This is a genomic window from Nocardia flavorosea (assembly GCF_015477805.1).
Taxonomy (GTDB): Bacteria; Actinomycetota; Actinomycetes; order Mycobacteriales; family Mycobacteriaceae; genus Nocardia; species Nocardia flavorosea_A.
Window position 1 is genome coordinate 61,500 of the sequence record NZ_JADLQL010000006.1, and the last position, 25,865, is coordinate 87,364.

The window sequence follows — 25,865 nt, forward strand, 5'->3', positions numbered from 1 at the left end:
GATGGATACTCCGAAAAGACCGGCGCAACAGCCGAGCAGGACCACGATCGCCGCCGCCGATACGGTCGCCGGCCGCCCCACGACCCAGGTCGCGACCCGGTGCCAGACGCCCCGCTCGGTGATGTCGTCCGCGCGCAACCGCGGAACGAACGGCCAGAAGACGTTCCGGCCGCACAATGCGAGCGCGGGCGGCAACGCCAGCAGGACGAACACCACGGCGACCAGCAGTCCCGCCGCGGCCATCAACCCCAGCGACCGCGTGTTGGGCAGAGTCGCCAGCAACAGGGTGCACAGGGCGAGGACCACGGTGACGTTACTGGCCAGGATGGCCGGGCCGGCGCGGCGCACCGCTTCGCGTAGTGCATGCCGGTGGTCGCGGTAGCGGTGTAGTTCGTCGCGGTAGCGGGAGACCAGCAACAGGGCGTAATTCGTACCCGCGCCGAACACCAGAACGCTGGTTATACCGGAGGTGGAACCGTCGAAACTCAGCTCGGTCAGCCGGGCCAGCGCGGTACCGGCACTCGTCGCGGTCCGGTCGGCGAGGCCGATCACCAGCAGCGGGAGCAGCCACAGCACGGGAGACCGGTAAGTGATGATCAGCAGCACCGCGACCACCAGTGCGGTGACCGCCAGCAGGGTGATATCCGCGCCGGCGAACGAATCGGCGATATCGGCGCCGAACGCGGGACCGCCGGTTATCTGCATGATCAGTCCGGGCGGGGTCTGCTGCGCCGCCACCTCGCGGAGCCGGTCGATCTCCTCGGTGAGGGTTTCGCCGCTGAGTTCGGTCGATACGCTCGCCCGGCCCAGCGCAGCCGCACCGTCGGGCGAGCGCACGAGCCCCGGACCGCCCGCCTCCGTGCCCGCGACCGCACCGACGGCCGCTTCGGCCGCCGCGAGGTCGCGTTCGGTGAGCGCAGCGCCGTCGGCGCGGCTGATCACGATGATGACCGGGGCGTCCGCGCCGCCGGGGAATTCGGCCACCGCGGCCTTCACCCGCGCGGATTCCGACGATTCCGGTAGCGAGGTCGGCGCCCGGCCGGCGTCGTCGTTGCTGCCGACCCCGAGAATCGCCGCGCAGGCCGCGACGACGACGGCGACGAGTAGCCACCACGAACGGCGGCCGGTGACCAGTGCGGCATAGCGCTCCCACGCATTCACCCGGCCGACTATTTCAGAAACTGAAATAATACGCAAGATCGCGACTACACTCGGTGCGCCGATCAGAACAGGGAGGACCTCCGAGCGTGACACCAACAGGCGACACGGCCGATACCGCGGCGCGCGACTCCGCCGAGACCGATATCGCCACCGATATCCGCGCGCTCACCGCGATCTCCGAGCAGATCGCCCACCTCTTCGCTCATTCGCACGGCCTGCGCAGCACCGATTTCCGCGCGCTCATGCATATCGCCACCGCCGATGCCGAAGGCCGGCCGCTCACCGCCGGACAACTCCGCGAACTCATGGGCCTGTCCCCCGCGGCCATCACCTACCTGGTGGAACGAATGATCGCCTCGGGCCATATCGAGCGGGAAATCGACGCCCGCGACCGCCGGCGCGTCCTGCTGCACTATGCCGAGCACGGGATGGCGGTGGCCGGCGAATTCTTCTCCCCGCTGGGCCGGCGCACCCGCGCCGCCATGACCGCTCTGCCGACCGATGATCTGCGCGCCGCCCACCGGGTGCTCCAATCGGTGGTCGCCGCCATGCGGGACCACCACACCGCGCTCACCGAGCAACGGCCGGCCGGCAGCTGACGAAAGATCTCGAACGGATCGAAACGAAAGATCGACGGGGTGGCCGAATCCGTCGCGCGGACACATCCGGTATGACCACAGGTCGCCGCGCGGCGCGGCCCGGGTGATTACGTCGGTGCCAGACGGGTACAGCGCATCGACAGGAGGTGTGTCATGCCGAAAGAATGGACAGGTAAACAGGAACGGCAGTACGAGCACATCAAGGATTCGGAGCAGGATCGCGGCGCGGGCACGAAACGTGCGAAGGAGATCGCCGCCCGCACGGTCAACAAGAACCGCGCGCAATCCGGCCGGTCGAAAACCGCGAGCCGCTCATCGATCCGGGATATGTCACCGCAACAGCGCGGCGGGAAGCGGTCGCACAGCAGCGGACCGAAGGGCCAGACCCGTGACCAGCTGTACAACGAGGCACGGCGCCGCCGGATACCAGGCCGTTCGAAGATGAGCAAGGACGAACTCGCCGACGCGCTGGGCCGGTCGTAACGAAGATGGGCGCCACCGCGAAACCTGTCGGGGCGGCCGAGTTCGTCCCCGCCGACGCCGATCTGGACACGGTCCGGGCAGCGGCCGCGGGCTGCCGTGGTTGCGATCTGTACCGCAATGCCACCCAGACCGTGTTCGGCGAAGGTCCCGTCGATGCGTCGGTGGTCATGGTCGGCGAACAGCCCGGCGACCAGGAGGACACCCAGGGGCAGCCGTTCGTCGGCCCGGCCGGGCGGCTCCTGGACCGGGCCCTCGACGAGGCGGGTTTCGACCGCGAGGCGGTCTACCTGACGAACGCGGTGAAACATTTCAAATTCGCCGAACGCGGTAAACGCAGGATCCACAAGCAGCCCAGCCGCACCGAGGTGGTCGCGTGCTCGGCCTGGCTGGCGACCGAGCTCGAGCTGGTGGCGCCGGATCTGGTGGTATGCCTGGGCGCGGTCGCCGCGAAGGCTCTTCTCGGTCCGTCCGCCACCGTCGGCGAACTCCGCGGACAGGTCGTGCAACGGCCGGATTACCGGATCACCGCCACCGTGCATCCGTCCTCGGTGCTGCGTGCGCCCGACCGCACAACCGCCTACGCGGAATTCCTCGACGATCTCGCCCGCATCCGCGCGGCCGCCGCCCGGGATTGAGCCGTTCAGCGGGTGGGCCCGAGATCCAGTCGCCGGGTGACCCGGTCCACGAGATCCGGTGGCATGCCCGGTTCACGACGCGCGGCCAGCGCTTCGCGGCGGCCGGCTTCGGTGAGTTCGGTTCTGATCCGTTTGACCGTGGCCGCCAGCCGGGCCTCCCGTTCCACCTGCGCCCGTGTCTGCTCACCGGCGGCCTCGGGATCGGCCCGGGCCATGCGTTTACGGACGCCTTCCCGCAATCGTTCGTAGAGCTCGTCGGGGATGTCCTCGGATTCGGCGAGTTCCTCGAGCCGGGCCAGTTCGGCGTCGACGACACGTTTCCACAGGTCCCGTTCCAGCCGGCGTTCGGCGCGGGTATCGGCGTGCACACCGGTGAACCGAACGATCAGCGGCAGTGTCGGCCCTTGGATGAGCAGGGTGAACAGCACCACCGCGAATGCGGTGAACAGGATCTCGGTGCGGCCGGGAAAATCGGCGCCCGCTTCGGTGGCCAAGGGAATGGCCAGCGCCAGCGCGACGGTCGCCACCCCGCGCATACCGGTCCACCAGGTGACCACGGTTTCCCGCCAGGTGTACGGCTCGTCGGCGTCCTCGTCGCGCCACCAGGTGCCCCGAAGCCACCAGGTCACCATCAGCCAGACGAGCCGCAGAACCACGACCACGGCCACCACCGCGGCCGCGCCGGCCACCAATTGCGGCCAGTCGTCACCGGTGGCGGCGAGTACAGCGCTCAGTTCGAGACCGATCAGGCCGAACGCGAAACCGCTGATCAGCAACTCGGTGATATCCCAGAACGATTCACCCACCATCCGGTACGCGGAATCGCCGAACTCGATCGCCGCGTCGGTGAGGTACAGCGCACACACCAAGACCGCCAGCACCCCGGAGCCGCCCCACGATTCGGCGAGTCCATACGCCGCGAACGGAAGCAGCAGGCTCAGCGCCACCTGCCAGCTCGCCTCGGCGAGGTATCCCGTGAGTTTGCTACCCAGCATGCCGAGCAGCAGTCCGACAACCACCGCCACAACGGCCGAGACGACGAATTCGAGACCGGCGTGCGTGGCCGAGAAATGCCCGGTGACCACCGCCTCGATCGCGACGGAATAGATCACGATCGCGGTGACGTCGTTGAACAGTCCTTCGCCGCCGAGTACCACCACCAGCCGCCGCGGTAACCCGAGCCGGCCGGCCAGCGCGGTCGCGGCCACGGGATCCGGCGGCGCGACCATCGCCCCGAGCACGACGGCCGCGGCCAGCGGCAGGCCGGGGTACCAGGCGTGGAATACGGCGGCGACCGCCGCCGCGGTCGCGATCACCAACCCCACCGCACGTAGCACGATGGGTTCCCAGTTCTCCGCGAACTGGCGCCAGGAGGTGCGGCGCGCGGCGGCGTAGAGCAGCGGCGGCAATACCAGCGGCAAGATCAAGTCCGGCGGTATCCGGATCTGGGGAACGAACGGCAGCAGCGCAAGCACACAGCCGAACAGTGTCATCAGCACCGCGGAGGCCACGCCGATCCGGCGGCCCAGCGCCTCGGCGAGGACCGCGGCGAACAGAAGCGTGAACATCAGCACCAACTGGTCCATGACCGTCCAGTCTGCGATGTGCGGGCCGTTGCGGCCGGGTGCAATGCCGGAGTACGGCGAAATCGGCATCTTGCGCGAAGCTCCGGCGAAGGGGCGCTATCAACTTGAACTCCGGAAGAATCTGCCCCGCAGGTTATTTCGCGGCAACCGGGAAACTCACCGTTTCCTTGGCCTTGCGAACGATTACGAGGCACACTTTAGGTACTCACAGGGTCGACGCGGCCGATCGGACGCGGGGGCGAGGGCAGAGCATGAGAATCAGGCCGCGGCAGCAGCTGTTGGATCTGTGGCAGGCGGTACTCGCCTGCTGCTATCGGGACGAGGAATGGAGCTGGGGCGGCCGCGACGGCGCCAATTCCATCAGCGATGCCGAACAACTGCTGTGCCTGCTGTATCCGGCCACCGAACTCGAGGCGTTCGCGGTGGACCAGCCGAACTATATGGCCGCCGATACCCGCCTGGCACTCGAGCCGTTCGGCGAAGAAACCCGGATCGGCGGCGTCCTGGTCGGCCTGCTGGAGGACTATCTGCAGCGCTACACGAGCCCGGAAGGTGATCCCGTCTTCGCCGCCGGCAGCTACCTGCATCCCGCCGAAGACCGCCCGCTCACCGCGGAAGAGCTCGAACTCGAGGTGGTCGACTCCTATTCGATGTCGCTGAGCCTCTGTATCGCGGCACTGCGGTTCCTGCGCGGTTACCAGCGTTTCGTCAGCGGTGAGGTGCGGCGTGAGGCGCGCCGGCTCAGCGAGCGGATTCCGGAGGTGATCGACGCGGTGGGAGTCCGGCTGACCGCGGCGATGGCAGGGCTGGTCCGCAGTTTCGTGATCCACACACCGGAACCGAGATCCGAGGCCGGGCAAGCGATTCTGCACATGATCAACCAGAATCACGCGCCTGATGACGAGGTGATCGCCCGGCTGTCGGCCCGGCTGGAACGGTTACGTGTGCAGGCCGCGAACGAGGTCCGTCTCAGCCAGGCCAGCGAGGTGGACGTCGCCGACGACCGGCGGCTCTTCGAATGCGGCTGGGGCTGGGGCATCGTCCGCACCGCGGAACCCATCGATTTCGTTCCGAGCGCGGTCGGCCGGCTACCGGGCCATGCCGAACCCCGCCCCTACCTGTATTTCACGGCGGTGGCGCTGGACGGTATCAGCGACCTGTCCTCCCAGCGCATCCGAGAACTCGATCTACTCACCGACGAACAACGAAAACTGGCCGACGCGCTGCAGTTGCGGTTCGAACTCGCCCGCAACTACTGGGCGACGGTGGCCCAGTTCGGCGGTGGCCGCTGGCCGCTCGAGGACATCCCCTGGCGCACCTCCGACGGCGAGGAATCGGACTATTTCAGCCTCACCGTCACCGCGATGCTCATCCAGGACCTCGTGTACCGCGACAGCACCGAGGACCTCGCCCGTACGGTCGCCGTCTTCGACCAGCTGGCCCGCCGCGGCCGCATAACCAGCCGCCTCACCGCCGGTGATCCGGCCGCGATCCTGCACTATCCCGGGGTCCGGCTCGGTCTTTCCGGGAGCGAGGAGATCAGCGGCGGGGCCGCACTGCGCTGGCATGTCCCCGATTTCGTGACGATGATGCTGAAACGCTGCCTGCAGGCCGCGCGATTGCGCACCGACGTCGGCACCCGCGATCAGCTGATGGCGCTCGCCGAAGCCGCCATGGATCACCTCGACCGGCGGGTCCTGCGCGAAGGACCCGCGGCCGGGCTGTGGGACGATCCCGTCGCCCTGCTCGGCCCCTCGGTCGCACCCGGCCCCGGGCCCTCCTGGTTCGTCACCGAACGGATCATGGAATGTCTCGTGATCGCCTACGACACGTTCCGGGAAGCACCGCTGGCACCGAGCAGTATGGTCGCCCGCGCCATCGACCTGATGAGCGAGGCCGACCATCTGCTCAATCAGGAAGAACTCGAGGTGGAAGGCGCCGATCCGACGCCGAAACAGGCCGCGGTCAACCGGATCCGGCAAACTTTGGACCGCGCCCGCAGTGTGCTGCGGGAACGCCCCGGTACGGCCTACAGCCTGGCGACCCAGGCCCTGGTGCAGCTCGACGAACTGGCGTACGCGCGCCAGGACGCGACCCGGTGAGGCGGCGTAAGTGCTTATTTTCTCCACATCCGACAAGGGCGGCACCGGCCGGTCGGTGACCAGCTGTAACCTCGCGTACCGGCTCTGCCTCACCGGCCGCAACGTCGCCTATGTCGATTTCGATTTCGGTTCCCCGACCGCCGGTGCGCTGTACGAGATCAGCACGGTCGAACGGGGTATCGCCGACGGCGGTGTGCACTCCTACCTGCTCGGGGAGAGCGGTACCGCGGCCCGCGTGGATGTCGGCACGGCCACCGACCGCCCGGAACTCAAACGCATCGGCCCGCGCGCAGGCCGATTGGTGTTGTTCCCCGGCGACGAGGGCGGCGCCGAATTCCTCACCACCAACGATGCCGTGGTGAACCGATGCGCGGAATTGCTGGTGGCGCTGGAACAGGAATTCCGGGTGGTGTTCGTCGACCTCAGCGCCGGCCGATCGGTCGCCCTGGAACTCGCCCTGCAGGCCACCGCGTTGCCGCAGTTGCGCAACCGCACCATCCGCTGGCTGATCTTCCACCGGTGGACCCGCCAGCACATCCTGGCCGCTGCCGGGCTGGTCCACGGCCCGCACGGCCTGCTGGAGACCGGGTCGGTCTGCGGCCACGATCCCGCCGAACTCCTCGGCTCCACCCGCTATGTGCGCACCGCCGTACCCCATGCCCATTCGCATCCGGTCGCGCAGCGCGCCGCGCAGGCCGCCTGGCTACAGGAGCAGGATGTGGCGCTGCGCCGGCTCGCGACCACGAACCGGCTCGGCGCCACCGCCGTCCTGGGCGAAACCCCCATGGAGCCCGTTTTGCAGTGGCGCGAGCAACTGATCCTGGACAGCGATGTGAACGCCCATATCGCCAACCCGGAGACCGCGTCGGCCTACACCGAACTGGCCCGCCTGCTCGTCGACACCGCCATGTGGGAGAGGCTTTGAGAGAGATGCGTGATACGCAGGCATACAGCGAGGCCACCGAACAGCCGTGGATCGCGCCGGTGCCCTTGTCACATCTGTCGATCGAGGTCGGCCATTTCTATCTCAACGACATCATCGGTGATCCGGATCGCGTGCGGGCCGAGTTCCGTCGCATCGTCCCGCTGGTGTCGGCGTTCATCGAATCGGCGCGGGTCGACTTCGGTCCCGGTGCCCGCGTCAGCACCTGCTACCTGATCGACGACTACTTCCAGCCCGATACCGATCCCGCCGAAATCCTGGGCAAACTGCTCGACGCCGCCGATGCCGCCGGGTTGACCATCGACTATCTCGCCCGCGAATCGGGCTGCTGGCAGACGTCGCCGTTCGCCGACGGCGTCCCCGCGGGTGAGGCGATCCCGATCGCGGAGATGGTGGCCGCGCGGATCGTCGCCGAACCCGCACCGCCGGAGACCGGAAGACGGCCGCCCACCGCGGAATCGGGCTGGTTGTGCAACGGCCGCCGTTCGTCCGAGCACGAACAGGCGATGGCCATGCGCAACCGCTCGTATCAGCCTCCGGAGGAGTTCGGGCGGCGTGAGCATTCGATCTTCCTCGATGTGCAATTGTGGAGCAAACAGGTAGTGGCCGGGCGCACGGAGACCAAGTGGTCGTGTCCGTTCCTGGCCGCGGTATGGCATCTACTGCGCCTCGGTATGCTGCGGTATCACGGTGCGCCCGTGGTGGTTCCGCAGCCGTGGCGGGGGGAGCCCTGGCCGCGCCGCTGGCCGGAGGTTCCACCGGTGCTACAACTGCGGCCCGAGGCGGCGCCGTTCGCGGCCTACAAGACACTGTCGATGCTGCCGAAACGCTATATCGGGATCGAGCACGCGGTCCGCCTGGTACTCGATCATCTGGATCTCGACGACGATGTGGTGGAACAGGTCGTCGCCGCCGGCGCCGCCGACGAGATCCCGGTGACCGTTTCCCGCAAGATCAGCGAGCGGCTGTCGCACCTACTCCTCGACGGGTCTTGAGATGGTATCGGCCACTCCCCTGGTCGTCCTCGGCGAGGTGCGCACCTGCCTGCTTCCTTCGGCCGCCGCTCTGGCCCGCGCCGAAGCGGGTGATCTGCTGGCGCTCATGCCGGGTCGCGCGGTCCGCTGGCGGGAGCGGCCGGGCACCCTCGGGGTGTCCCCGGTCACCGCGGTGGGTGTCGATTGCGACCTCGCCCTGGGCGAACAGACCGCGCGGATCGTCGGTACCGTCGCCACCAGTGTTTCCCTGACCGGCGGACGGGTGCTGCAATCGTCGGCACATACCCGGATTCTGCGCGCCGCCGAACGTCGGCGGCAGACGTGGTCGCATTACATCAGCCGAAAGGGCATCACGGAGGTCATCACCCGCATCCCGGAGCGAGAGACCGCCGGAAACGACTTGGTCGAAAGCTATCTCACCCAGGCACCGCACCCGGAACAATTGGACCTCGCCTCTATCAGCGAACGCCTGCTGGGCCGGGTGCGCGCCCACCCCCAACTGGATCAGAACCCGCCGGTGCAGGCCGGTACGACCCGCCTGCGCTGGGCCGCACGGATCGGCGGCAGCGCCGGCCCCGCCGCCTCGCTGCGCCTGGACGACGATACGGTCCGCTCGGTGCGGTTGATCCTGCGCGACGAAACCGATATAGCCGCGGCGCAGCGGTTCTGTGAAGATCTCGCCGTCCACGACTGGCTGCTGACGGTCTTGGCCGATGTCTTGGACGAGGCCGACCGCTTCGCCCTGCACAGCAGCGAACGGATGGATATCCTCGCGCCCGCGCTCGAACATCTCACCGGCTTGTGGATGCCGGGCGCTCATACTCCGCCCGCGTTGCGCACATTGTGGAAGGACTTCCAGAACGACCCGGGATTCAACAAACAGTGGACCACCCTGCTGGGCCGCCTCCGCGACAATATCGCCGTCGCGACGCTCTACACCTTGCGGCACAATGCGGTCGGCAACGATTGGTAGCCGCCGGCTTTACATCCGGAACCATTTGCGCACCAGGAGCGCGAAGAATACCGACATCGACACGACACCGGCCCACCCCTCGAGCACGAACAACGCCTGCGCCTCGGCGGGCATGTCACCGGTATCGTCCAGCCCCGGCGGGCTCAGGAAACTCATCACGCCCAGATAGACCGTGCCGCCCTCGCTGTTGTCTTCCCCCTCCAGCGGTAAAGCCACCGCGATCCCGGTGAACACCGTGATCTGGGCGACCACCCAGCCCAGCAGCCAGGAGGGCCGGTAGCCGTGCCCGCACAGCACATCCGATCCGAATCCCGCCCAGCGCCGCAGCCCCGGTGGGAGCGCCCGCGTCTCGGCTCTGGCGAGCAGCAGACCGCAGCGGTCCTCGGATTCGTTGTCCTCGTTGATCCGGTACAGCGCCACCGCCCGCCGATAGGCCAGCGCCGCATGAGTATCCAGCCGCGCCTGCGCCAGCTGGGCGCCGATCCGCTCGTACTCTTCGGCCAACAGCGTGTTCTGGCGACTGCTGAGCTTGAGCGGACCACGGAATTCCACTTCCGCGGCGATCAACGCGGCCACTACGACGCTGGGTACCCGCCACTCCTCTTCGTCCGCGGCCGGATGCCGGGCGGCGGCGTAGAGATGTGGGAAAACCAGGGTGCCGGAATGTTTGCGGCGCGCGCTCGGTGGATCGTATTCGTCGAGTACCGCCTCGACCCGGGCGTCCAGCTCGTCCAGCGCCATCCGGCCCGGGTGCCGTTGCTGATCGAGGAGTTCGGTGTAAGCCGTTGCGTGCCTTCGGATCCGGGTCGAGGCCGATTTCACGAACGACGGGATCTCGTTCATGACACAGTCTAGCGCTCAGGCGAACTCGTATTCGTAGACATCGCGCGGTTCGCCTGCACCGAAATAGGTCTCGTCGTGTTCACGGGGAACGAAACCGGCCTGTTTGAACAGGCTGCTCGCCGGATGATTGTCCGGCCGGACCGTGAGACGGATACGATGGATGCCCAGTTTCCGGCATACGTTCAGGGTGTGGTCCAGCAGGCCGCGCCCGTACCCCGCCCCCTGGTACCGCTTGGCCACCGCGAACGTGAAAAGTAGTGCCTCCCCCTTCTTTTCGAGCATCAATGCGTAACCGATGACCGCACCCCCCACTTCGGCGACCAGCCATTCATCCCTGTGCAGATCGTAGAGCTGACGTAGCATCAGGTACAGGTACGGCTCCGCGAACACCTCGGCTTCGATGGCCGCGATGTCCTCGAGGTCGGCAAACCGGGCCTGCCGGTATTCCGGCTGCGGCGCCTCCGCGATATCCATGTGCTCCCTAATGCCAGGGCAAAAGCCGTCCGATTCCAGCCTAAGACTTTCGACCGCTCAGTGTAAGGGTCGGGTACATACCTCCTGGGACCTACCGTCCCATGTCCGGCATACCCGGTGGCGCACCCCGCAATCGCTGTCGGTACCAGGTCATACGATGCACCGGTGACCGATTACGACCACCTCGACACCTCCGCCCTGCCCGACCGTCAGCGTCGCATTCTCGCGGCCATCCAGGAGTGGGTGATCCGGCACGGTTATCCGCCGAGCACCCGCCGGCTCGGCGCAGCGGTCGGTCTGCGGTCGGCCTCCTCGGTGTCCAGGCATCTGAAAAGCTTGGAGGAGAAGGGCTTTCTGCGGCGTGGTGCCGGGATGGCGCGGCCCATGGATGTGCGGTTGTTCCTGCATACCGCACCCGGTCGTGCCGCGGATCGCGAGGATGCCGTGGCGGTGCCCATGGTCGGCGATATTGCCGCGGGCACCCCGATCGCCGCCGAGGAGCATGTCGGCGATGTGCTGTCGCTGCCGCGCGAACTGGTCGGGCGGGGCACCGTATTCGGGCTGCGGGTACGCGGGGATTCCATGGTGGACGCCGCGATCTGCGACGGCGATATGGTGGTGGTGCGGCAGCAGCCCGAAGCGCAGTCCGGCGAGATCGTCGCCGCGATGCTGGACGGGGAGGCCACGGTGAAGGTGTTTCGCCGCCGCGGCGGGCATATCTATCTCGAACCCCGCAATCCCGCGTATCCGGTCCTCGACGGTGACCACGCCGTGGTGCTGGGCAAGGTGGTTTCGGTGATGCGGCGGTTATGACGGCACCGGAGCCGGAGTCCGGCCCCCCGCGCCGATGGGGCATGATCGAATCCATGGCCACCGCCCCGGGACCTCGGGTCCCCGAGAATATCGACGAGTTCCGTACGCTCGCCGGCGCCCGGCTGAACACGTTCGAACGGATCGCCGTTCCGGACGATCTGGCCCCCCGGCGCGCCGCGGTGGCGCTGTGCGTGGTGGACAACGGCACCGGGCCGGCGGTGACCGTCATCAAACGCGCCTACCGGGGTCGCAACGCCGGGCAGTGGGGGCTGCCGGGCGGCCGGGTGGAGCGCGGGGAAACCCTCGAACGCGCCGCCGCGCGCGAACTGCACGAAGAACTCGGGCTGGTCGCCGATCCCGCCGAGGTACTCGGTGTTCTCGACGATTTCCCGGCCGCCTCCGGTTTCGCCATCACCCCCATCGTCACGACACTGTCCGATATCGCGGACCTGCAGCCCAGCGCCGACGAAGTGCACTCTGTGCATTTCGTGGACCTGCACCGCCTGGCCGCCGACGGCGCGCCCCATTGGGTGCACCGCGGCGATCCGGATACCCCGGCAACTCCGGAGACCGGCCTGTTGCAGATGCGATTGGCCCCCGATATGACCATCCACGCGCCGACAGGCGCGATGCTCTGGCAGTTCCGGGAGGTCGTGCTGCTCGGGCGACGGTCCGAGGCGGCACGGGTCGCGCATTTCCTGCAGCCCGACTGGACCCATCACTGACGAGCCCGCGCAGACGCTGACATCCGGCTCGGTGCGGTCGGACCGACCCGATCGGCGGCGGACGGCCCTGCGCACATCGGCCGAGCCGATCCCGGAGTCACCCGGTAAAGCACATTGCCCTCGCCTCCGATACCTGTGCGGGTGAGCCGGGGCATGGTTCGACGGCTCGGTCGCGACCGGCCACGGCCAAGACCTCGTCTTTTGCCCGGCGCAGCCCTATCGGCGCTCGAAGTCTCGGCGAAGGTGACCGGCGCGGCCGGCGACCTCCGCCCGGGCTCATCACTCGCGGCGGCGACCCCTGTCGGGTGCCGCGCCGGACTGCTCGCCGTCGGGGACGATATCCGGCTGTTCCTCGGCCAGCCGTTCGTCGAGGGATTCTCCCTCGCGTTGTTCCCGGGGCGTAGTCGCATAGCGATCGGCCGCGGACCAGTCGTCGGGTGGGTCCATCCCCTCTTCCAGCGGGTCGGCGGCCAGTTCGTCCTCGTCCAATTGCTCCTCGGTCGGCGGAACGCTCGCCCATTCGGATACTTCGGCGGATTCCTGACCGATGTCTTCGGTTCCGTTCATGGTCGGCGGGTTGCCCCGCGCCACCGGTCGAAACAGGTATCCACCGATTTCTGTGCTCAGCCGGGAAGCGTCCCGGCGGCCCGCCCGGTTTCGCGATCCTCGGCTCCGCGGCCGCGCCGGCTACCGGTGTAGGCGGCCTCGCGGATGCGCTGCACCACTTGCGGTACCGGTTGCACATCGTCGGGATGGTTGAGCATCGGATCGAAGAAATCCGTCCGGTGTTCTTCCGGATCGGCCCGGCGTAGCGCCAGCTCACCGACCGTCCGTGGGCGCGAGCGCATACCCGCCGCGGTGATCTCGAAATCGAAGGGATGGTCACGCAGATGCTCTTCGAGTTCCGTCAGCCCGGCGCCCTCCGGTTGCGGCCCGGCCGGATCGGCGAAAATCCAGCGCAGACTCGAATCGGGGAAACGGTACGGAAGCAGAGATCCGTACCGGGCATGCGACCAACCGCGAGCCGGGGTGACCACGAACCGGCCGGCCATACCGCGGCCGGTGGTGGCGAGCGCGAAATCCCAGGGGTGTTCGTCGCGCGCCAGCACCCGGAAGCCGATGCCGAGAATATCCGGCACGGTGCCGGGAGTGCCCGTCCCCTTGGACAGCCGGGCGATCACCGCACGGTCACCGGTGCCGAAGAGGTCCTCGAACTCGGGTTCCGCCCGGAAACGCCCGGCCAGCCGGATACCACGGGGATGGAAGAAACGGGCGTGTCGCAGCCGCGCACCGGTGTCGAACGCGGTCCGCACAACGGGAGTGATCGGATCAAGCATCGGTTACCTCCTGTGCCGCGCCCGGCCGACGCCAGTTCTCGTCGCGCACCAACTGACTGGTTTGCGGGCCCATGAGCAGCATCCCACCGTCGACGACGTAGGAGGCGCCGGTGATATAGCCTGCGGCCGGGGTCGCCAGGAACGCGACCACGGAGGCGACCTCGTCGGCGTGGCCGGGCCGGCCCAACGGTAGCCCCGGCCGGGGATGCTCACGCGGGTCGGCATCGTCCTGGCCGGTCATCGGCGTCGAGATCTCCCCGGGCGCCACGGAGTTCACGGTGATGTCGTGTTCGGCCAGTTCCAGTGCCAGCACCTTGGTGAGCGCGCCCAGGCCCGCCTTCGCGGCACAGTACGGCGCCGCCCCGACCTTCGGCGCATGCTCGTGCACGCTGGTGATATTGATGATGCGGCCGCCGCGACCGGCGTCGATCATATGCCGGGCGGCACGTTGAGTGCACAGGAACGATCCGTCGAGATCGACGGAGAGCACATGGCGCCAGGTGTCGAAATCCATATCCATCGCCTTCTGCGAGGAGCCGGTGCCCGCGCAGTTGACCAGGACGTCCAGCCCGCCCAGTTCGCCGGCGAGTTCGTCGATTGCGGCCGTGCTCGTCGGCAGATCGTCGAGGTCGAGCTGCCGGACAGCGGCCCGCGCACCCCGGTCACGAGCCAGCTCGGCAGTATGCGCGGCCCCGGATTCATCCGTGTGGTACGTGATGCCCACATCCACGCCGCCACCGGCCAGTGCGACCGCGACGGCCCGGCCGATACCCGAATCGGAGCCGGTCACCACCGCGCGCAGGGGTGCGCCGATACGTTCTCTCGGTAAGGGAGCGATAGTAGCCATGGGCGGCGGCTACCCGGTTAGCGCGCGGTGACACAGCTATTCGTCGACCGGATCGTGGCCGCCGGCGCCGGAGCCGAATTCGCGGTGCCGGGCCGTGCCGCCGGCGTCCGGCGCCAGCGGCGGGGTCGGGCCGCCGGTTCCGCGCCGGAACGCGTCGAGGAACTGCCGCAGCGTATCGGTGGCGGCGGTACGGGGTACCCAGCCGAGTTCCGCGCGTGCCCGCCCCGAATCGAGTATCGGCAGGTGCATGAGGGCGTCGAACAGGCCGGGGGTCGCGGGCGCCAGATGCAGATGCCAGGCACCGGCCAGGACGGTGCGGACCAGGCGCGGCGGAACCGATATTGCACGAACATCCAGGGTGCGCTCGATTTCGATGCGGTCCAGGAGGGGTTCGGCGGCGAGATTGAACGCACCGTGTACGTCGGCCACCACCGCGGCCGCGTACGCGGTGGCCACATCGGCACTGTGCAGGGTCTGGAAACGCAGCCCACGCGGGTACGGCAGAACCGGGAGCAGTTCGGGGCGGACCAGCCCGTTGGGTACCAGCGGTCCGGCGAACAGGCGGCGCTGTTCGCTGGCCGAGGCGCGCTGGAAGATGAACGCCGGCCGCATCCGGACCACCCGGCATTCGCTGTGCCGCTGTTCGAACAGGTCGAGGATCCGCTCGACATAGGCTTTCTCGACCATGTAGGAGGCCTCGGGCCAGCCTTCCGTCGGCCACGACTCGTCGACCGGTGTATCGCCGGCGCCCGGCGAGTACGCGCCGATCGACGAGGCGTATATGAGGGCCGGGACTCCCGCGGTCGCCACGGCATCGAGCACTCGTTCGGTGCCGCCCACATTGGTGCGCCAGGTGTCCAGCGGCCGCCGGGTGGGCTGGAACGCCCACGCCAGGTGGATCACCGCCGCCGCGCCGCGGAAGATCGCCGCGAGATCGCTGGACCGCACATCCGCGGTCACCCATTCCACGCCCGGCCGTTCCACGGCGGGTTCACGCCGGGCCAGGCCGGCGATCGAGGTCACCTCGGGTGTGGTGGACAGGGCGTCGAGCACCGCGGTACCCACATTTCCGGTCGCCCCCGTCACGACTACGCGCATCGGCACTCCTCGGGTCGGTTCCGGCTCCGGCTTACCCCCATCTGCGCGCCCGACACCACCGATCACCGACGCCCGTGTCGGACGGACCGCACCCCGCGCATGCGGGGATGATCCCGTCGCGGTAGAAAGCCGCTTGCAGGCGATAGCCGTGCTCCGCGCGCCTGCGGGGATGCTTCCTTCTCCGGCGACTGCCGCAGTGATGCTTCGGGCCGAGGTGGTCCGGCGGGTGTCCTGCCGCAGCGGAACCCTCGCGGCTCGACCGTGACCGCCGGTGCCGGGTACCCGGGTACCCGGGTGCGCGGGTGCGCGGCGGGATCGCGGGCCATCGCAGCCCCGCTGGGGTTGCCCGGGGAACAGTGGCCCACAGGACAGAGCCGGATCGCAGACGGCCGGGGGGCGGGATCGACCTGCCCGCGCCGAAGCCGCACCCGGCGACGAGCCGCTCCGGGCCCCGTGCGCACCACACGTAGTTTCCGGTGCCCGGCCGATTTCGGGGGCAGCCCGCTCCGCCGTGATGGAAGCCGGTGGACGGGGGTCAGCGAGAGCCGGGCCGGCCGCGGTTCACCCGGCCGGTGACCGGTCGGGCGCCGGGCCCGGGCGGGAGCCACCGGCATGGCCCGGTAGGACACAGACCGCGTCGAGTCCCAGCACATGGTTGAGCCGGCCGAACGCTAGCCACGAGCCCAGGCACATACTGAGCTCCACGATCTCGGCCTGGCTGTAGTGCGCCGTTATCCGGGACCAGAAGTCGTCGTCGAGATTGTGGTGATCGAGGGCGTAACGTTCGGCGTACTCGGCGGCCAGCCGGGTCCGATCGTCGAGTCCAGCGGCTGCGCGCCAATCGGTGACGGCGTCGGCGAATCCTTCCTCCACCTTCTGCCCGTCGCGTTCGGTGCGCCAGTCCAGACAGAAAATACATCCGTTGATCTGGGCGATTCGCAACCGCGCGGCCTCGAACTCGCGCAGACCGAGCGTGGTGTGCTCGTAGACCGCCAGCGACAACTGCGCGGCGGCGGGGCCGATACCGGGCACCATTTCCCCCCATACATAGCCGATGGGGTCCTTGCCTTCGGGGATGTCAACTCGCATGGCTGTTCCTTCCCAGCTTGCCGGCCGCCGGCCGCAGCGGTACGTCGAGTGCGTCGTAGAGACCGGGCGCGGCGTCGACGAGCCAGTCGATCGCGCCGACGAGGCGCCCGACGGCGGTGGCATTACCACCGGCCGCGTAGTTGCCGCCCTCGTCGGTGGCCTCGACGGTGACCTCGATACGCGGTCGCCCTTCGATGATCACCCGGTGCGCGCCCGACCCGTTGGGCGGGGCCGGCCATTCCGGCGCACAGGACGGATGGATGCGGGTGATGTGCTCCACGACGATCCGCGGCACCCCGGCCACGATGCCCTGTACCTCGAAACGCATCGCCCCTTGGGTTCCGGCCGCGAACTCACCCATCGTCGCGGTCTCCACCGTCTGCGCCAGCGGCAATCGCTGCACGTCTTCCCGGATCTCGTCCAGTTCGACCCCGAGCGCGCGGGCCATGAGCCGCACCTGCCCGCCCCACACCATGGTCGGCACGCCGGGGGCCACCATGGGTGGCAGCTGGTCCATCGGCTGCCCCATACCCACCAGGTATCGGACGGAGTCGGGCTGATCGTAGGTCGAATAGTCGAAGATCTCCTGGCAGCGCACCACCTCGACCACACTGCCGAGACCGCTGATCAGCAACGGCAGGACATCGTTGCCCCAGCCGGGGTCGATCCCGGAGACGAACAGTGATCCCCCGCCGGATTCGACGGCGGCCAGTACGGGTTCGCGCACTTCCGGCGGTGCGCCGCGCTGGTCGTAGAGGGCGTAGAGGGCCGGGGTCACCACCACGGCGCCGGCGCCCACCGCGCGCACGATATCGGTGAGCGCGGCGTCGGGCCGGATATCGCCGGACGCGGCGTAGACCACGGCATCGGGGCCGTCCGCGAGAACGCCGTCGATATCGGTGGTGGCCGGGACGCCGAGCGGCCGGTCCAGCCCGGCGAGTTCGCCGGCGTCCCGCCCGTGCTTGTCCGGATTGTGGACGACCACGGCCGTCAATGCGAGTTCGGGGTGGGCGTCCACCGCACGTATCGCGGCACGTCCCACATTGCCGGTCCCCCAGACGACCGTCGAGATCATCCGCGAATCGTAGCAAGCGCTTGGTTGCGAAAGGGCCGGTTTCGCGGCGCCGCTCACTGTTCGATGATCTGCAGTTCTCCACCGATCCGGGTGAACGCGGTCGGGGTGAGCCCGAACATCGCCCGGAAGGTATCGCTGAAATGCGACGGCGAGGCGAATCCGGCATCCGCTGCCGCCCGGGTCAGATCATGACCGGCGGCGTAGGAGCGGGCGATACGCACCATCCGCGCCCACTGGATGTAGCGGCGGAAACTGGTTCCCGTCTGCCCGGCGAAGGTCCGCAGGAAATACGAGGTGGAAAGCCCCGCGGCGCGGGCGGTTTCCGCCGCCCGGTGCGGATGCGCCGGATCGGCGCGGATGCGGGCCGCGGCGGCGGCGATCCGGGCATCGCGGATCGTGGGCACCGGGATACTGGCCAGGTCGAGCAGCCGCTCGATATCCGGCTCCGGTTCCCGGCACAGTGCCACGAGATCGGCTTCGTTGCGGTGTGCATACGGGTAGTCCCCCGCCCGGCGGGTCATACCGCCGAGGCAGCGGGCGAGGGCGCTGCTGGTCGGGTCGAAGAAACAGAACAGTATGCGGCCCTGGCTCTGCACCACATGGTGAGTGATCCGGGCGCGGAACAGGAAGCTCCGGACGGAGATATCGGGGAGCCCGCCCGCCCGTACCCGGAACGGCGCATCGATACCGACACCGAGAGACGGGACAGCAGTCGAATGCGCGTCCAGTCCCAGCCCCGGCCCCAGATAGACGGCGTGCCCCAGGCGCACCCACAGCCGGGCCGTGGTCGCCGGCGCAGCGCACGTTTCCGGAAGTGCCACCTGTGTCATATGCGCGACGATACCGGCGCGGGATCGAGGAGCGGCACCCTTCCAGTACCGGTGACCAGCACTACGAGAACCCCGCCCGGGCCGACGCCCTCCCGGCACCAGTCGCTGGAAAACGACGCACCTTCCAGCACAGCCGGCCCTGGAGAGAGAGCGCACACACCTCCCGGCACAGGCTGCCCGGGAACGAGAAAGGTGGACGGCGATGACCACAGACCCGATCGACTCGGGAACGGAACCGGAGTTGAAGCAGGCAACGGTCGACGGTGCCCGACTGTGCTACGCCGAGGCGGGCACCGGTGACCCGCTCGTCCTGCTGCACGGCTGGCCGGAATCACATCGGACCTGGCGGCACCAGATCGGCCCGCTGTCGGCGCGGCGGCGGGTACTGGCGCCCGATTGGCTCGGCTGGGGCGAATCCGCCCGCGACACCGCCCTGTCCTGCGATTACGACAGCGAAGTCGACCGGATCGCGCGGATGTTCGACGTCCTGGGGCTCGACCGGGTCGATCTGGCCTGTCACGACTACGGTGGCTTCCTCGGGCTCGGTTTCGTGCAGCGCCATCCCGATCGGGTCCGGCGGCTGGCGATCCTGAATTCGCGGGCACACCGTAGTTTCACGATGCCGTACCGGCTGTTGTTCGGCACGTTCACCGCCGGTTGCCGGCACCGCCCGACCCGCCGCCTGCTGGCCACCCCGGCGGTGTACCCCGTCCACCGGATCGGCCTGGCACGCTACCTGCGCAACGGCAGCTTCGACCCCGAACAGCTGGCGGGCTACCTCGCGATGCTGCGCACGCCGGCGGGCCGCCGCTGGTACACGCATTTCTGGTCCGGATACGAAGTGCGGACGCGACCCGAACTGAGAGCCCGGCTACCGGAGATCGCCTGCCCTACCACCGTCATCTGGGGCACTCGCGATCCGGCGATCCCGATGCGCACCGCCGAGGAACTCGCCGACCGGATACCCGACGCCGACCTGGTGCGGCTGGACGCCGATCATTTCCTCATGGAAGAACGGCCGGCCGAGGTCACCGCCGCCCTGCTGCGCTGGCTCGACCGGCCCGCACCGACCTGACCGGCAGGCCGATTCTCGAATGCACTGACCGCTCCGGGGTAGTCACCCCATATGACGACGTGTCGGTCTTGCGACCGGACGCCCCGGCCCGGCCACGGCAGACGGCCGGGGTGAGCCGCGATGCCGTGGTATGTCGGGACATCCGGCTGGCAGTACCGGGACTGGCGGGGCATCCTCTACCCGGATACCTGTCCGCAGCGGTTGTGGCTCGAGCAGTACGCCCGGAATTTCGCGACCGTCGAGAACAACAACGCCTTCTACCGGCTGCCCGGCCGGGAGACCTTCGCCGCCTGGCACGATCGCACACCCGCCGATTTCCGCTGCGCCGTGAAGGCGAGCCGTTTCCTGACCCATATGAAAAGGCTGCGCGATCCCGCCGAACCCGTGGCGCGGTTACTCGATCACGCCGAAGGTCTCGGCACGAAGCTGGGCCCGGTCCTGGTGCAATTGCCCGGCACGCTGCGGGCCGACCCCGATCTGCTCGAGGCGTGCCTGCGCCGTTTCCCGGCCGGGGTCCGGGTCGCGGTCGAACCGCGACACGAATCGTGGTGGACGCCCGCGGTGCGCGCCGTCCTCGAACGCAACCACGCCGCACTGTGCTGGGCCGATGCCGGGTCGCGGCCGGTGACACCGCTGTGGCGTACCACCGACTGGGGCTATCTGCGGCTGCACCACGGCCGCGCCGAGCCGCCGCCCCGCTACGGCCGGCAGGCGTTGCGCACCTGGACCGAACGACTCGCCGCGGCCTGGCCCGGCGAGCACGATCTGCACATCTACTTCAACAACGATCCCGGCGGCGCCGCGATCCACGACGCGATTTCGTTCGCCCACCTCGCCACCGCCGCCGGCGCCACCGTCACACGCACACCCGGCCGACTGCCCGAGAACGACTGACCGATCAGCGGCGCGCTGACTCGCCCCGCCCGAATCGGGCACCGCTGATCCCGGTTCGGGCGGACCTCGCGTTTCACCCACCGGCGCTCGGGTACCGCGACCGGTGTCCGGTATCTGCGCGCAACTGTTGTCCGTGCGCACCCGCCATCGACAGTTCCGGAGGAACCCATGCAGATCGGGTACAAGCTGGCCGCCGAAGCCTTCGGGCCCGGCGAACTGGTCCGCCAGGCCGTACAAGCCGAAGAAGCCGGTTTCGATTTCGTCGAGATGAGCGACCACTACCACCCCTGGCTCGATAACCAGGGACATTCGCCGTTCGCCTGGTCGGTCCTGGGCACGATCGCCGCGGAAACCGACCGGATCGGACTCGCCACCGGTGTCACCTGTCCGACCGTGCGCTACCACCCGGCGATCATCGCGCAGGCCGCCGCCACCGTGGCCCTTCTCTCGGACGGCCGGTTCACCCTCGGCGTGGGCTCCGGGGAACGGCTCAACGAACATATCGTCGGCGAGGGATTCCCCGTCGATGTCGCCGGTCGGCACGCGCTGTTACGGGAGGCTTTGGAGATCATCCGATTGCTGTGGCAGGGCGGATACCAGTCCTACGACGGCCGTCATCTGCGACTTTCCGACGCCCGCGTGTTCGACCTGCCCGACGAGCCGCCGGTGATCGCGGTCGCCGCCGGAGGCAGCCAGGCCGCCGAAATCGCCGCCGAGCTGGGCGACGGCCTGTTCGCCACCGAGCCGAAACCGGAACTGGTCTCCGGCTATCGCGCGGCGGGCGGGGACGGACCGCGCTACGCCGAGGTCCCCATGGCCTGGGCGCCCGACGCCGAGACCGCGGCCCGCGCGGCTCACGACACCTCACGCTGGGCGATGACCGGTTGGAAGGTGATGAGCGAACTACCCAATCCGGTGAACTTCGCCGCCGCCTCCGCCACTGTGCGGGAGCAGGACATCCTGGAGAAATTCGCCTGCGGCCCGGACCCGCGACGCTACCTCGAAGTCGCGCAGCCGTTCGTGGACGCCGGTTTCGACCATCTCGTCATGCAGAACGCGGGACCCGACCCCGACGGTTTCCTCGACTTCTACCGTGCCGAACTCGACGAGCCGCTACGCAAACTCACTGCCCAGCCGGGCTGAGCCGCCACGCCGAACGGTTTTGCCGACCGGCCGCAGACCGGTTCGGGACACCGTGATTCGATCGGGTCGCGCCGGGTACGCGCCACCACGTGACTGGCATGAGTATCAGAGAAGTAGCGCAACGACCCGGCCCGTTCGCCTCGCTGTACATCGACGCCGAACACGACACCGAGGACGCCGAACAGCAGCGCACACTGCGCTGGCGAGCCCTCGCCGAACGCCTCGAGGCCGCGGGGGCCACGGACCGCATGATCGAATCGCTGGCGGCGGCGGTCACCGGCAGCCCACCCGAACCGGGCCGCGCGGGACGCGTACTGATCGCCGACTCCGAACGGGTGCTGATCGACCGGCGGCTCCCCCGGCCGGTACAGCCGGAAATCGTCCGGGTTTCGCCGCTGCCCTATCTGCTGCCGCTCATCGAATGCGAAACCGAGGAGGTTCCACACGTGGTGGCGGTGGTGGACAAGGTGGGTTCGGAACTGTACGGAGTCGACGACGAAGGCAATGTGGTCGGCGAAACCGTCGAAGGCGAGGGACATCCGGTCCACAAGGTCCGGCACGGCGGCGGCTGGTCGCATCTGTCGATGCAGCGGCGGGTGGAGGAAACGGTCCGGCGTAATGCCGACGATATCGCCGCAGAACTGAAGAACCTGGCCGAACGGATCCGGGCGCGGATCGTGGTGCTGGCCGGTGATGTCACCGCCCGCGCCGAGGTCCGCCGGGCGCTAGGCACGGTGACGGCGCGGGTCGTGGAGGTCGAATCCGGCGGCCGGGCGGCCGGCACCGATCCCGGCGGATTCGACGCCGATGTTCGTGATCTCATCACCGCCGAGGCCCGGGTGGTACGCGACGAGGCGGTCGCGCGGTTCGATCAAGCCCGCGGCCGCGACAACGGTCCGGCCGTCGCCGGCCTTTCCGCGACGGTTTCGGCGCTGCTGGCGGCGAACACCGAAAATCTGCTGGTCAACGCCGCGACGCTCGGCGACCGCACGGTACGGCTGGATCCCGAACCGGTCCGCGACCCGGCCGCGCTCGGCGCCCTGTCCGAAATGTCCGCGCAGACCTGCCGGGCCGACGAAGCATTACCGGTGGGTGTCCTGGTGCGCGGCGGAACGATCACCCCGGTCGACGCGGAGACCGTCCCCAGTGAGGGCGTCGGCGCCCTGCTGCGGCACACCTGAACCGCGCCGGCCCTGGCAGGAGGACACGATGGAACGAGGAAGCAGTAAGCACGGCCCGGCCCGCGACGACGAACTCGCCCACGAAATGGAGGGCACGCTGCGCGGTAACCGATCCAGCCGGGCCGAGGAATGGCACGATCCGGAACCGCCCGCGGACGACGACGAGCTCGTCAACGAGCGAATCGACCGAACCGAGCGCCCACAGAGCGACGGGACATAACGGTCTGCGCGGCCTCGGGCTCACCGGCAGGGCGCGGGGCCGCGGCTGAATTGCGATAGCCCGGCCATCTCGGTCGCCCGGAACCGGGCGGTTAGCGCGGACAGTACCGAGTGTCCCGCACGGCTCACGGCTCACGGCTCACGGCTCACGGCTCACGGCTCACGGCTCACGGCTCACGGCTCACGGCTCACGGCTCACGAGAGTATCGGTGCGTACCCGCGCGGCGTGGTCCCGAACGATTCGATCGGGACCACTCGGCCCACTGCTGCGTTCGTGCCCGGCAACGGCGCGGCGGTCGCGACCGTAGTCACGATCGCCTCTCCATTCGCCCTGTCGGGCACGCCGAACACCGCGCAATCCGGGGATCCGCGTACCGGCCGCCCGGTGTCTCGAGAGGTGGGCGATTGCGCGATATCGATGATGCCGAAAGCCGCACGCTGCGGCGCGGCCGGTATCCCCATCCGGCCGAACGGACTGTTGTGGACCGCCATCAGTACGGAGGCGCCGAGGCCGGTCGCATCGTCCAGTGCGGCATCGGCATCGGCATCGGCATCGGCATCGGAGACCTGGAACCACGCCGGCCAATCGCCGGATCCGACCCGTGGGCGCCGACGCCGCCGGGCCCGGTGGCTTCGCCATGTCCGGCGGTTCCCCGGGAACGTCCCGGTGATCGGCGGGGCTCTGTCCGATCCGTACAATCGGACCGGATCCGGGCGAACACACGCGAGGTTCTCGCTTCGGTGCGCCGCCTCACCGACGACGAAATCGACGCCGTCACAGGCACGGCCGATACAGAGGTCAGGGTATGAGCTTCACCTACACACCGGCCGCGCGATTGCGCGATGTCACGCTGCGCGACGGTTTGCAGCTCACCGGGAAATTGCTGCCGACCGCGCGCAAGGTCGAAATCGCCCGCGAACTGCTCGCCCTCGGTGTCCCGGAGTTGGAGATCGGTTCCATGGCGCGGCCCGACCTCGTACCGCCGCTGGCCAATACGCTCGAGGTCATCGCCGAGCTGACACCGACGGAACTCGCGAAATGCTGGGTGTGGGTGGCCACGCCTCGGCATATCGAGAAGGCCGCCGCCGCGGGGGCGCGTAACTTCCAATACTGCTTTTCTGCTACGGATTCGCATAACCAGGCCAATATCGGGCGCAGCACCGAGGACAGTGTGGCCGCCATGCCGCGGGCTGTGGAACTCGCTCGGGACTGCGGGGGCACCATCGCGCTCTGTATCGCGACCTCCTTCACCTGCCCGATCGAGGGCACGGTCGATCCGGAGCGCGTGCTCGGTATCGCCGCCGACCCCCGCACCGACGGGGCCGCCGATATCGTTATCTGCGATACGCTCGGCCAGGCCGTACCGGCGCAGGTCCGGCAGCTGATCCAGGCGGTCGGCGCCGGCACTGCGGGCCGCCGGATCGTCTTCCACGGCCACGACACCTGGGGGCTGGGCGTAGCCAATACGCTGGCCGCCATCGATGCGGGCGCCGGCATGGTCGACGGCTGCCTGGGCGGTCTCGGCGGTTGCCCGTTCGCGCCCGGCGCCAGCGGTAACACCGCCAGCGAGGACATCCTGTTCGCCACCCGCCCCGACTGGCTCACCCCGGACACCCTGGCGCGGATGGTGGATATCAGTGCGCGGATGCTCACCGAACTCGGCGAACCCAACCGTTCGAAAACCGCCCAGGGCGCGCGTTCGCACGCTCGTGCCTTCGAATGGGTGGTCTCGTGACGGCTACCGATTTCCTCGTCACCACACCGCTGCCGGACCCGGGTATGCGGCTGCTCGAGGCGGCCGGAACGGTGACGGTCGCAGAAAACGGTTTGTCCCACGGCGAATTGGTGGACGCGTGCACATCGGGTAACCACCGGGTGGTGGTGGCGCAGTTGCGCGACGAGTTCGACGCACCTCTGCTGAACCGCGCGAGAATCACCGGGATCAGTAATTTCGCGGTGGGCTACAACAATATCGACATCGCGGCGGCCACGTCGAACGCCATTGTCGTCGGCAACACCCCCGGGGTGCTCACCGATGCCACCGCGGATATCGCCGTATTGCTGATGCTGGCGGTCGCGCGCCGATGCGTCGAGGCCGATGCCTTCGTCCGGGCCGGGAAATTCCACGGCTGGCAGCCGCAGTTGCTCCTGGGCCACGATGTCAGCGGGAAGACACTGGGCCTGGCCGGTTTCGGCCGGATCGCCCGCGCCACTGCCCGGCGTGCCCTCGCCTTCGGAATGACGGTCGCGTTTTGTCCGCGGCCCCCGGGTGATCGCGAGGTGAGCGAGGCGGAACTGGGCGAATTCGCCGGCAAGGTACGCCATGTGTCCTGGCCCGAACTGGTCGCGACCAGTGACTATCTCTCGGTGCACGTACCGCTGAACGCGCAGACCCGCCACCTCGTCGATGCCGCCGTCCTGCACGCGATGAAACCCTCGGCGATCCTGATCAACACCGCGCGCGGGCCCATCGTGGACGAGCGGGCGCTGGTCGCGGCCCTGCGGGACGGGACCATCGCGGGCGCCGGACTCGATGTGTACGAGAACGAGCCGCGGCTGGCCCCGGGGCTCGCCGAACTCCCGAATACGGTGCTGTTACCGCATGTCGGCAGCGCCACCGTACCGGTACGCGCCGAAATGGCCCGCCGCTGTGCGGAGAATGCGATCGCGATGGCACGCCGCGAACTACCGCCCTATCCGGTCAACCCGGAGGCGCTTGCCCGCTGAGAGCCGAACGGCTCTCA

General features: G+C 68.7%; 26 protein-coding genes and 1 pseudogene. 16 read left to right on the plus strand and 11 right to left on the minus strand.

Going from position 1 to position 25,865, the window contains the following annotated elements:
* Window positions 1-123 precede the first annotated feature (123 nt).
* Window positions 124-1,254 (minus strand): annotated as a pseudogene (locus IU448_RS29820) (MMPL family transporter); the annotation flags it as partial.
* On the opposite strand from IU448_RS29820, the gene IU448_RS24240 reads away from it, so the two are divergent.
* The 3 genes from IU448_RS24240 (at window position 1,248) to IU448_RS24250 (ending at window position 2,878) form a co-directional block, all read left to right on the plus strand.
* Entirely contained in the window at window positions 1,248-1,760 is a 513-nt protein-coding gene (locus IU448_RS24240; RefSeq protein WP_195058011.1) for a MarR family winged helix-turn-helix transcriptional regulator, read from the plus strand. The pseudogene IU448_RS29820 and the gene IU448_RS24240 sit on opposite strands and share 7 nt — an antisense overlap.
* A gap of 153 nt (window positions 1,761-1,913) precedes the next feature.
* The gene (locus tag IU448_RS24245) at window positions 1,914-2,243 is read left to right on the plus strand and encodes a plasmid stabilization protein (RefSeq protein ID WP_195058012.1); all 330 of its coding nucleotides are present in this window, start codon (window positions 1,914-1,916) and stop codon (window positions 2,241-2,243) included.
* A gap of 5 nt (window positions 2,244-2,248) precedes the next feature.
* Window positions 2,249-2,878 carry a UdgX family uracil-DNA binding protein gene (locus tag IU448_RS24250; RefSeq protein WP_195058013.1) on the plus strand — a complete coding sequence of 210 codons (630 nt, stop codon included), beginning with the start codon at window positions 2,249-2,251 and terminating at the stop codon, window positions 2,876-2,878.
* A 5-nt stretch (window positions 2,879-2,883) separates the two neighbouring features.
* Here IU448_RS24250 and IU448_RS24255 read toward each other — a convergent pair whose 3' ends face one another.
* Complete coding sequence (locus tag IU448_RS24255; protein ID WP_195058014.1) at window positions 2,884-4,464, minus strand: Na+/H+ antiporter; 1,581 nt, start codon at window positions 4,462-4,464, stop codon at window positions 2,884-2,886.
* A 251-nt stretch (window positions 4,465-4,715) separates the two neighbouring features.
* On the opposite strand from IU448_RS24255, the gene IU448_RS24260 reads away from it, so the two are divergent.
* From IU448_RS24260 to IU448_RS24275, 4 genes are read left to right on the plus strand one after another with little or no spacing between them, the layout of a single operon-like run.
* Window positions 4,716-6,566, plus strand: a complete 1,851-nt coding sequence (locus IU448_RS24260; RefSeq protein ID WP_195058015.1) for an SCO2524 family protein — start codon at window positions 4,716-4,718, stop codon at window positions 6,564-6,566.
* A gap of 10 nt (window positions 6,567-6,576) precedes the next feature.
* Entirely contained in the window at window positions 6,577-7,491 is a 915-nt protein-coding gene (locus tag IU448_RS24265; protein WP_195058016.1) for an SCO2523 family variant P-loop protein, read from the plus strand.
* Window positions 7,492-7,496: 5 nt separating this feature from the next.
* Window positions 7,497-8,504, plus strand: coding sequence for an SCO2522 family protein (locus tag IU448_RS24270; RefSeq protein ID WP_195058307.1), 1,008 nt, complete (start codon window positions 7,497-7,499; stop codon window positions 8,502-8,504).
* Window position 8,505: 1 nt separating this feature from the next.
* On the plus strand, window positions 8,506-9,477 hold the full coding sequence (locus tag IU448_RS24275; protein WP_195058017.1) for an SCO2521 family protein: 972 nt from the start codon (window positions 8,506-8,508) through the stop codon (window positions 9,475-9,477).
* 9 nt (window positions 9,478-9,486) lie between these two features.
* Here the strand turns inward: IU448_RS24275 and IU448_RS24280 are convergent, their stop codons facing one another.
* A complete protein-coding gene (locus IU448_RS24280; protein ID WP_195058018.1) occupies window positions 9,487-10,320 on the minus strand; it encodes a hypothetical protein in 834 nt (277 codons plus the stop codon).
* Between the two features lie 15 nt (window positions 10,321-10,335).
* Window positions 10,336-10,794, minus strand: a complete 459-nt coding sequence (locus tag IU448_RS24285) for a GNAT family N-acetyltransferase (RefSeq protein WP_195058019.1) — start codon at window positions 10,792-10,794, stop codon at window positions 10,336-10,338.
* A 165-nt stretch (window positions 10,795-10,959) separates the two neighbouring features.
* On the opposite strand from IU448_RS24285, the gene lexA reads away from it, so the two are divergent.
* Window positions 10,960-11,607, plus strand: a complete 648-nt coding sequence (lexA, locus tag IU448_RS24290) for a transcriptional repressor LexA (RefSeq protein ID WP_195058020.1) — start codon at window positions 10,960-10,962, stop codon at window positions 11,605-11,607.
* A gap of 53 nt (window positions 11,608-11,660) precedes the next feature.
* Window positions 11,661-12,332, plus strand: coding sequence for an NUDIX hydrolase (locus tag IU448_RS24295; protein WP_195058021.1), 672 nt, complete (start codon window positions 11,661-11,663; stop codon window positions 12,330-12,332).
* Window positions 12,333-12,611: 279 nt separating this feature from the next.
* Here the strand turns inward: IU448_RS24295 and IU448_RS24300 are convergent, their stop codons facing one another.
* The 7 genes from IU448_RS24300 to IU448_RS24330 form a co-directional block, all read right to left on the minus strand.
* Complete coding sequence (locus IU448_RS24300; protein WP_228814193.1) at window positions 12,612-12,899, minus strand: hypothetical protein; 288 nt, start codon at window positions 12,897-12,899, stop codon at window positions 12,612-12,614.
* Window positions 12,900-12,955: 56 nt separating this feature from the next.
* Complete coding sequence (locus tag IU448_RS24305) at window positions 12,956-13,669, minus strand: phosphodiesterase (protein ID WP_195058022.1); 714 nt, start codon at window positions 13,667-13,669, stop codon at window positions 12,956-12,958.
* On the minus strand, window positions 13,662-14,516 hold the full coding sequence (locus IU448_RS24310) for an SDR family oxidoreductase (protein ID WP_195058023.1): 855 nt from the start codon (window positions 14,514-14,516) through the stop codon (window positions 13,662-13,664). The genes IU448_RS24305 and IU448_RS24310 overlap by 8 nt, the downstream gene beginning before the upstream one ends.
* Before the next feature lie 36 nt (window positions 14,517-14,552).
* Window positions 14,553-15,614, minus strand: coding sequence for an NAD-dependent epimerase/dehydratase family protein (locus tag IU448_RS24315; RefSeq protein WP_195058024.1), 1,062 nt, complete (start codon window positions 15,612-15,614; stop codon window positions 14,553-14,555).
* Window positions 15,615-16,175: 561 nt separating this feature from the next.
* Entirely contained in the window at window positions 16,176-16,703 is a 528-nt protein-coding gene (locus IU448_RS24320; protein ID WP_195058025.1) for a carboxymuconolactone decarboxylase family protein, read from the minus strand.
* A complete protein-coding gene (locus tag IU448_RS24325) occupies window positions 16,693-17,778 on the minus strand; it encodes a dihydrodipicolinate reductase (RefSeq protein ID WP_195058026.1) in 1,086 nt (361 codons plus the stop codon). The genes IU448_RS24320 and IU448_RS24325 overlap by 11 nt, the downstream gene beginning before the upstream one ends.
* Window positions 17,779-17,831: 53 nt before the next feature.
* The gene (locus IU448_RS24330; protein ID WP_195058027.1) at window positions 17,832-18,608 is read right to left on the minus strand and encodes an AraC family transcriptional regulator; all 777 of its coding nucleotides are present in this window, start codon (window positions 18,606-18,608) and stop codon (window positions 17,832-17,834) included.
* A gap of 202 nt (window positions 18,609-18,810) precedes the next feature.
* Between IU448_RS24330 and IU448_RS24335 the strand changes: the two genes are divergently transcribed.
* The 7 genes from IU448_RS24335 to IU448_RS24365 all read left to right on the plus strand — a co-directional run bounded on the left by IU448_RS24335 (window position 18,811) and on the right by IU448_RS24365 (window position 25,848).
* Entirely contained in the window at window positions 18,811-19,683 is an 873-nt protein-coding gene (locus tag IU448_RS24335) for an alpha/beta fold hydrolase (protein ID WP_195058028.1), read from the plus strand.
* 120 nt (window positions 19,684-19,803) lie between these two features.
* Window positions 19,804-20,577 (plus strand): DUF72 domain-containing protein, encoded by a 774-nt coding sequence (locus tag IU448_RS24340; RefSeq protein ID WP_195058029.1) that lies wholly within the window; start codon window positions 19,804-19,806, stop codon window positions 20,575-20,577.
* Between the two features lie 168 nt (window positions 20,578-20,745).
* Complete coding sequence (locus tag IU448_RS24345) at window positions 20,746-21,720, plus strand: TIGR03557 family F420-dependent LLM class oxidoreductase (protein ID WP_195058030.1); 975 nt, start codon at window positions 20,746-20,748, stop codon at window positions 21,718-21,720.
* A gap of 98 nt (window positions 21,721-21,818) precedes the next feature.
* Window positions 21,819-22,901: a Vms1/Ankzf1 family peptidyl-tRNA hydrolase gene (locus IU448_RS24350; RefSeq protein ID WP_195058031.1), complete on the plus strand. Its 1,083-nt coding sequence runs from the start codon at window positions 21,819-21,821 to the stop codon at window positions 22,899-22,901.
* Window positions 22,902-22,929: 28 nt separating this feature from the next.
* Window positions 22,930-23,121: a hypothetical protein gene (locus tag IU448_RS24355; RefSeq protein WP_195058032.1), complete on the plus strand. Its 192-nt coding sequence runs from the start codon at window positions 22,930-22,932 to the stop codon at window positions 23,119-23,121.
* A gap of 805 nt (window positions 23,122-23,926) precedes the next feature.
* Window positions 23,927-24,856 carry a hydroxymethylglutaryl-CoA lyase gene (locus tag IU448_RS24360; protein WP_195058033.1) on the plus strand — a complete coding sequence of 310 codons (930 nt, stop codon included), beginning with the start codon at window positions 23,927-23,929 and terminating at the stop codon, window positions 24,854-24,856.
* Window positions 24,853-25,848 (plus strand): 2-hydroxyacid dehydrogenase, encoded by a 996-nt coding sequence (locus IU448_RS24365; protein WP_195058034.1) that lies wholly within the window; start codon window positions 24,853-24,855, stop codon window positions 25,846-25,848. Before IU448_RS24360 ends, IU448_RS24365 begins: the two co-directional genes overlap by 4 nt.
* The last annotated feature ends 17 nt before the right edge of the window (window positions 25,849-25,865 follow it).

Coding starts and splice junctions, on each gene's coding strand:
- IU448_RS24245 (WP_195058012.1), top strand. CDS start 1,914: ATGCCGAAAGAATGGACAGGTAAACAGGAACGGCAGTACGAGCACATC.
- IU448_RS24250 (WP_195058013.1), top strand. CDS start 2,249: ATGGGCGCCACCGCGAAACCTGTCGGGGCGGCCGAGTTCGTCCCCGCC.
- IU448_RS24255 (WP_195058014.1), bottom strand. CDS start 4,464: ATGGACCAGTTGGTGCTGATGTTCACGCTTCTGTTCGCCGCGGTCCTC.
- IU448_RS24260 (WP_195058015.1), top strand. CDS start 4,716: ATGAGAATCAGGCCGCGGCAGCAGCTGTTGGATCTGTGGCAGGCGGTA.
- IU448_RS24270 (WP_195058307.1), top strand. CDS start 7,497: ATGCGTGATACGCAGGCATACAGCGAGGCCACCGAACAGCCGTGGATC.
- IU448_RS24275 (WP_195058017.1), top strand. CDS start 8,506: ATGGTATCGGCCACTCCCCTGGTCGTCCTCGGCGAGGTGCGCACCTGC.
- IU448_RS24280 (WP_195058018.1), bottom strand. CDS start 10,320: ATGAACGAGATCCCGTCGTTCGTGAAATCGGCCTCGACCCGGATCCGA.
- IU448_RS24285 (WP_195058019.1), bottom strand. CDS start 10,794: ATGGATATCGCGGAGGCGCCGCAGCCGGAATACCGGCAGGCCCGGTTT.
- IU448_RS24295 (WP_195058021.1), top strand. CDS start 11,661: ATGGCCACCGCCCCGGGACCTCGGGTCCCCGAGAATATCGACGAGTTC.
- IU448_RS24300 (WP_228814193.1), bottom strand. CDS start 12,899: ATGAACGGAACCGAAGACATCGGTCAGGAATCCGCCGAAGTATCCGAA.
- IU448_RS24305 (WP_195058022.1), bottom strand. CDS start 13,669: ATGCTTGATCCGATCACTCCCGTTGTGCGGACCGCGTTCGACACCGGT.
- IU448_RS24310 (WP_195058023.1), bottom strand. CDS start 14,516: ATGGCTACTATCGCTCCCTTACCGAGAGAACGTATCGGCGCACCCCTG.
- IU448_RS24315 (WP_195058024.1), bottom strand. CDS start 15,614: ATGCGCGTAGTCGTGACGGGGGCGACCGGAAATGTGGGTACCGCGGTG.
- IU448_RS24320 (WP_195058025.1), bottom strand. CDS start 16,703: ATGCGAGTTGACATCCCCGAAGGCAAGGACCCCATCGGCTATGTATGG.
- IU448_RS24325 (WP_195058026.1), bottom strand. CDS start 17,778: ATGATCTCGACGGTCGTCTGGGGGACCGGCAATGTGGGACGTGCCGCG.
- IU448_RS24330 (WP_195058027.1), bottom strand. CDS start 18,608: ATGACACAGGTGGCACTTCCGGAAACGTGCGCTGCGCCGGCGACCACG.
- IU448_RS24335 (WP_195058028.1), top strand. CDS start 18,811: ATGACCACAGACCCGATCGACTCGGGAACGGAACCGGAGTTGAAGCAG.
- IU448_RS24340 (WP_195058029.1), top strand. CDS start 19,804: ATGCCGTGGTATGTCGGGACATCCGGCTGGCAGTACCGGGACTGGCGG.
- IU448_RS24345 (WP_195058030.1), top strand. CDS start 20,746: ATGCAGATCGGGTACAAGCTGGCCGCCGAAGCCTTCGGGCCCGGCGAA.
- IU448_RS24350 (WP_195058031.1), top strand. CDS start 21,819: ATGAGTATCAGAGAAGTAGCGCAACGACCCGGCCCGTTCGCCTCGCTG.
- IU448_RS24355 (WP_195058032.1), top strand. CDS start 22,930: ATGGAACGAGGAAGCAGTAAGCACGGCCCGGCCCGCGACGACGAACTC.
- IU448_RS24360 (WP_195058033.1), top strand. CDS start 23,927: ATGAGCTTCACCTACACACCGGCCGCGCGATTGCGCGATGTCACGCTG.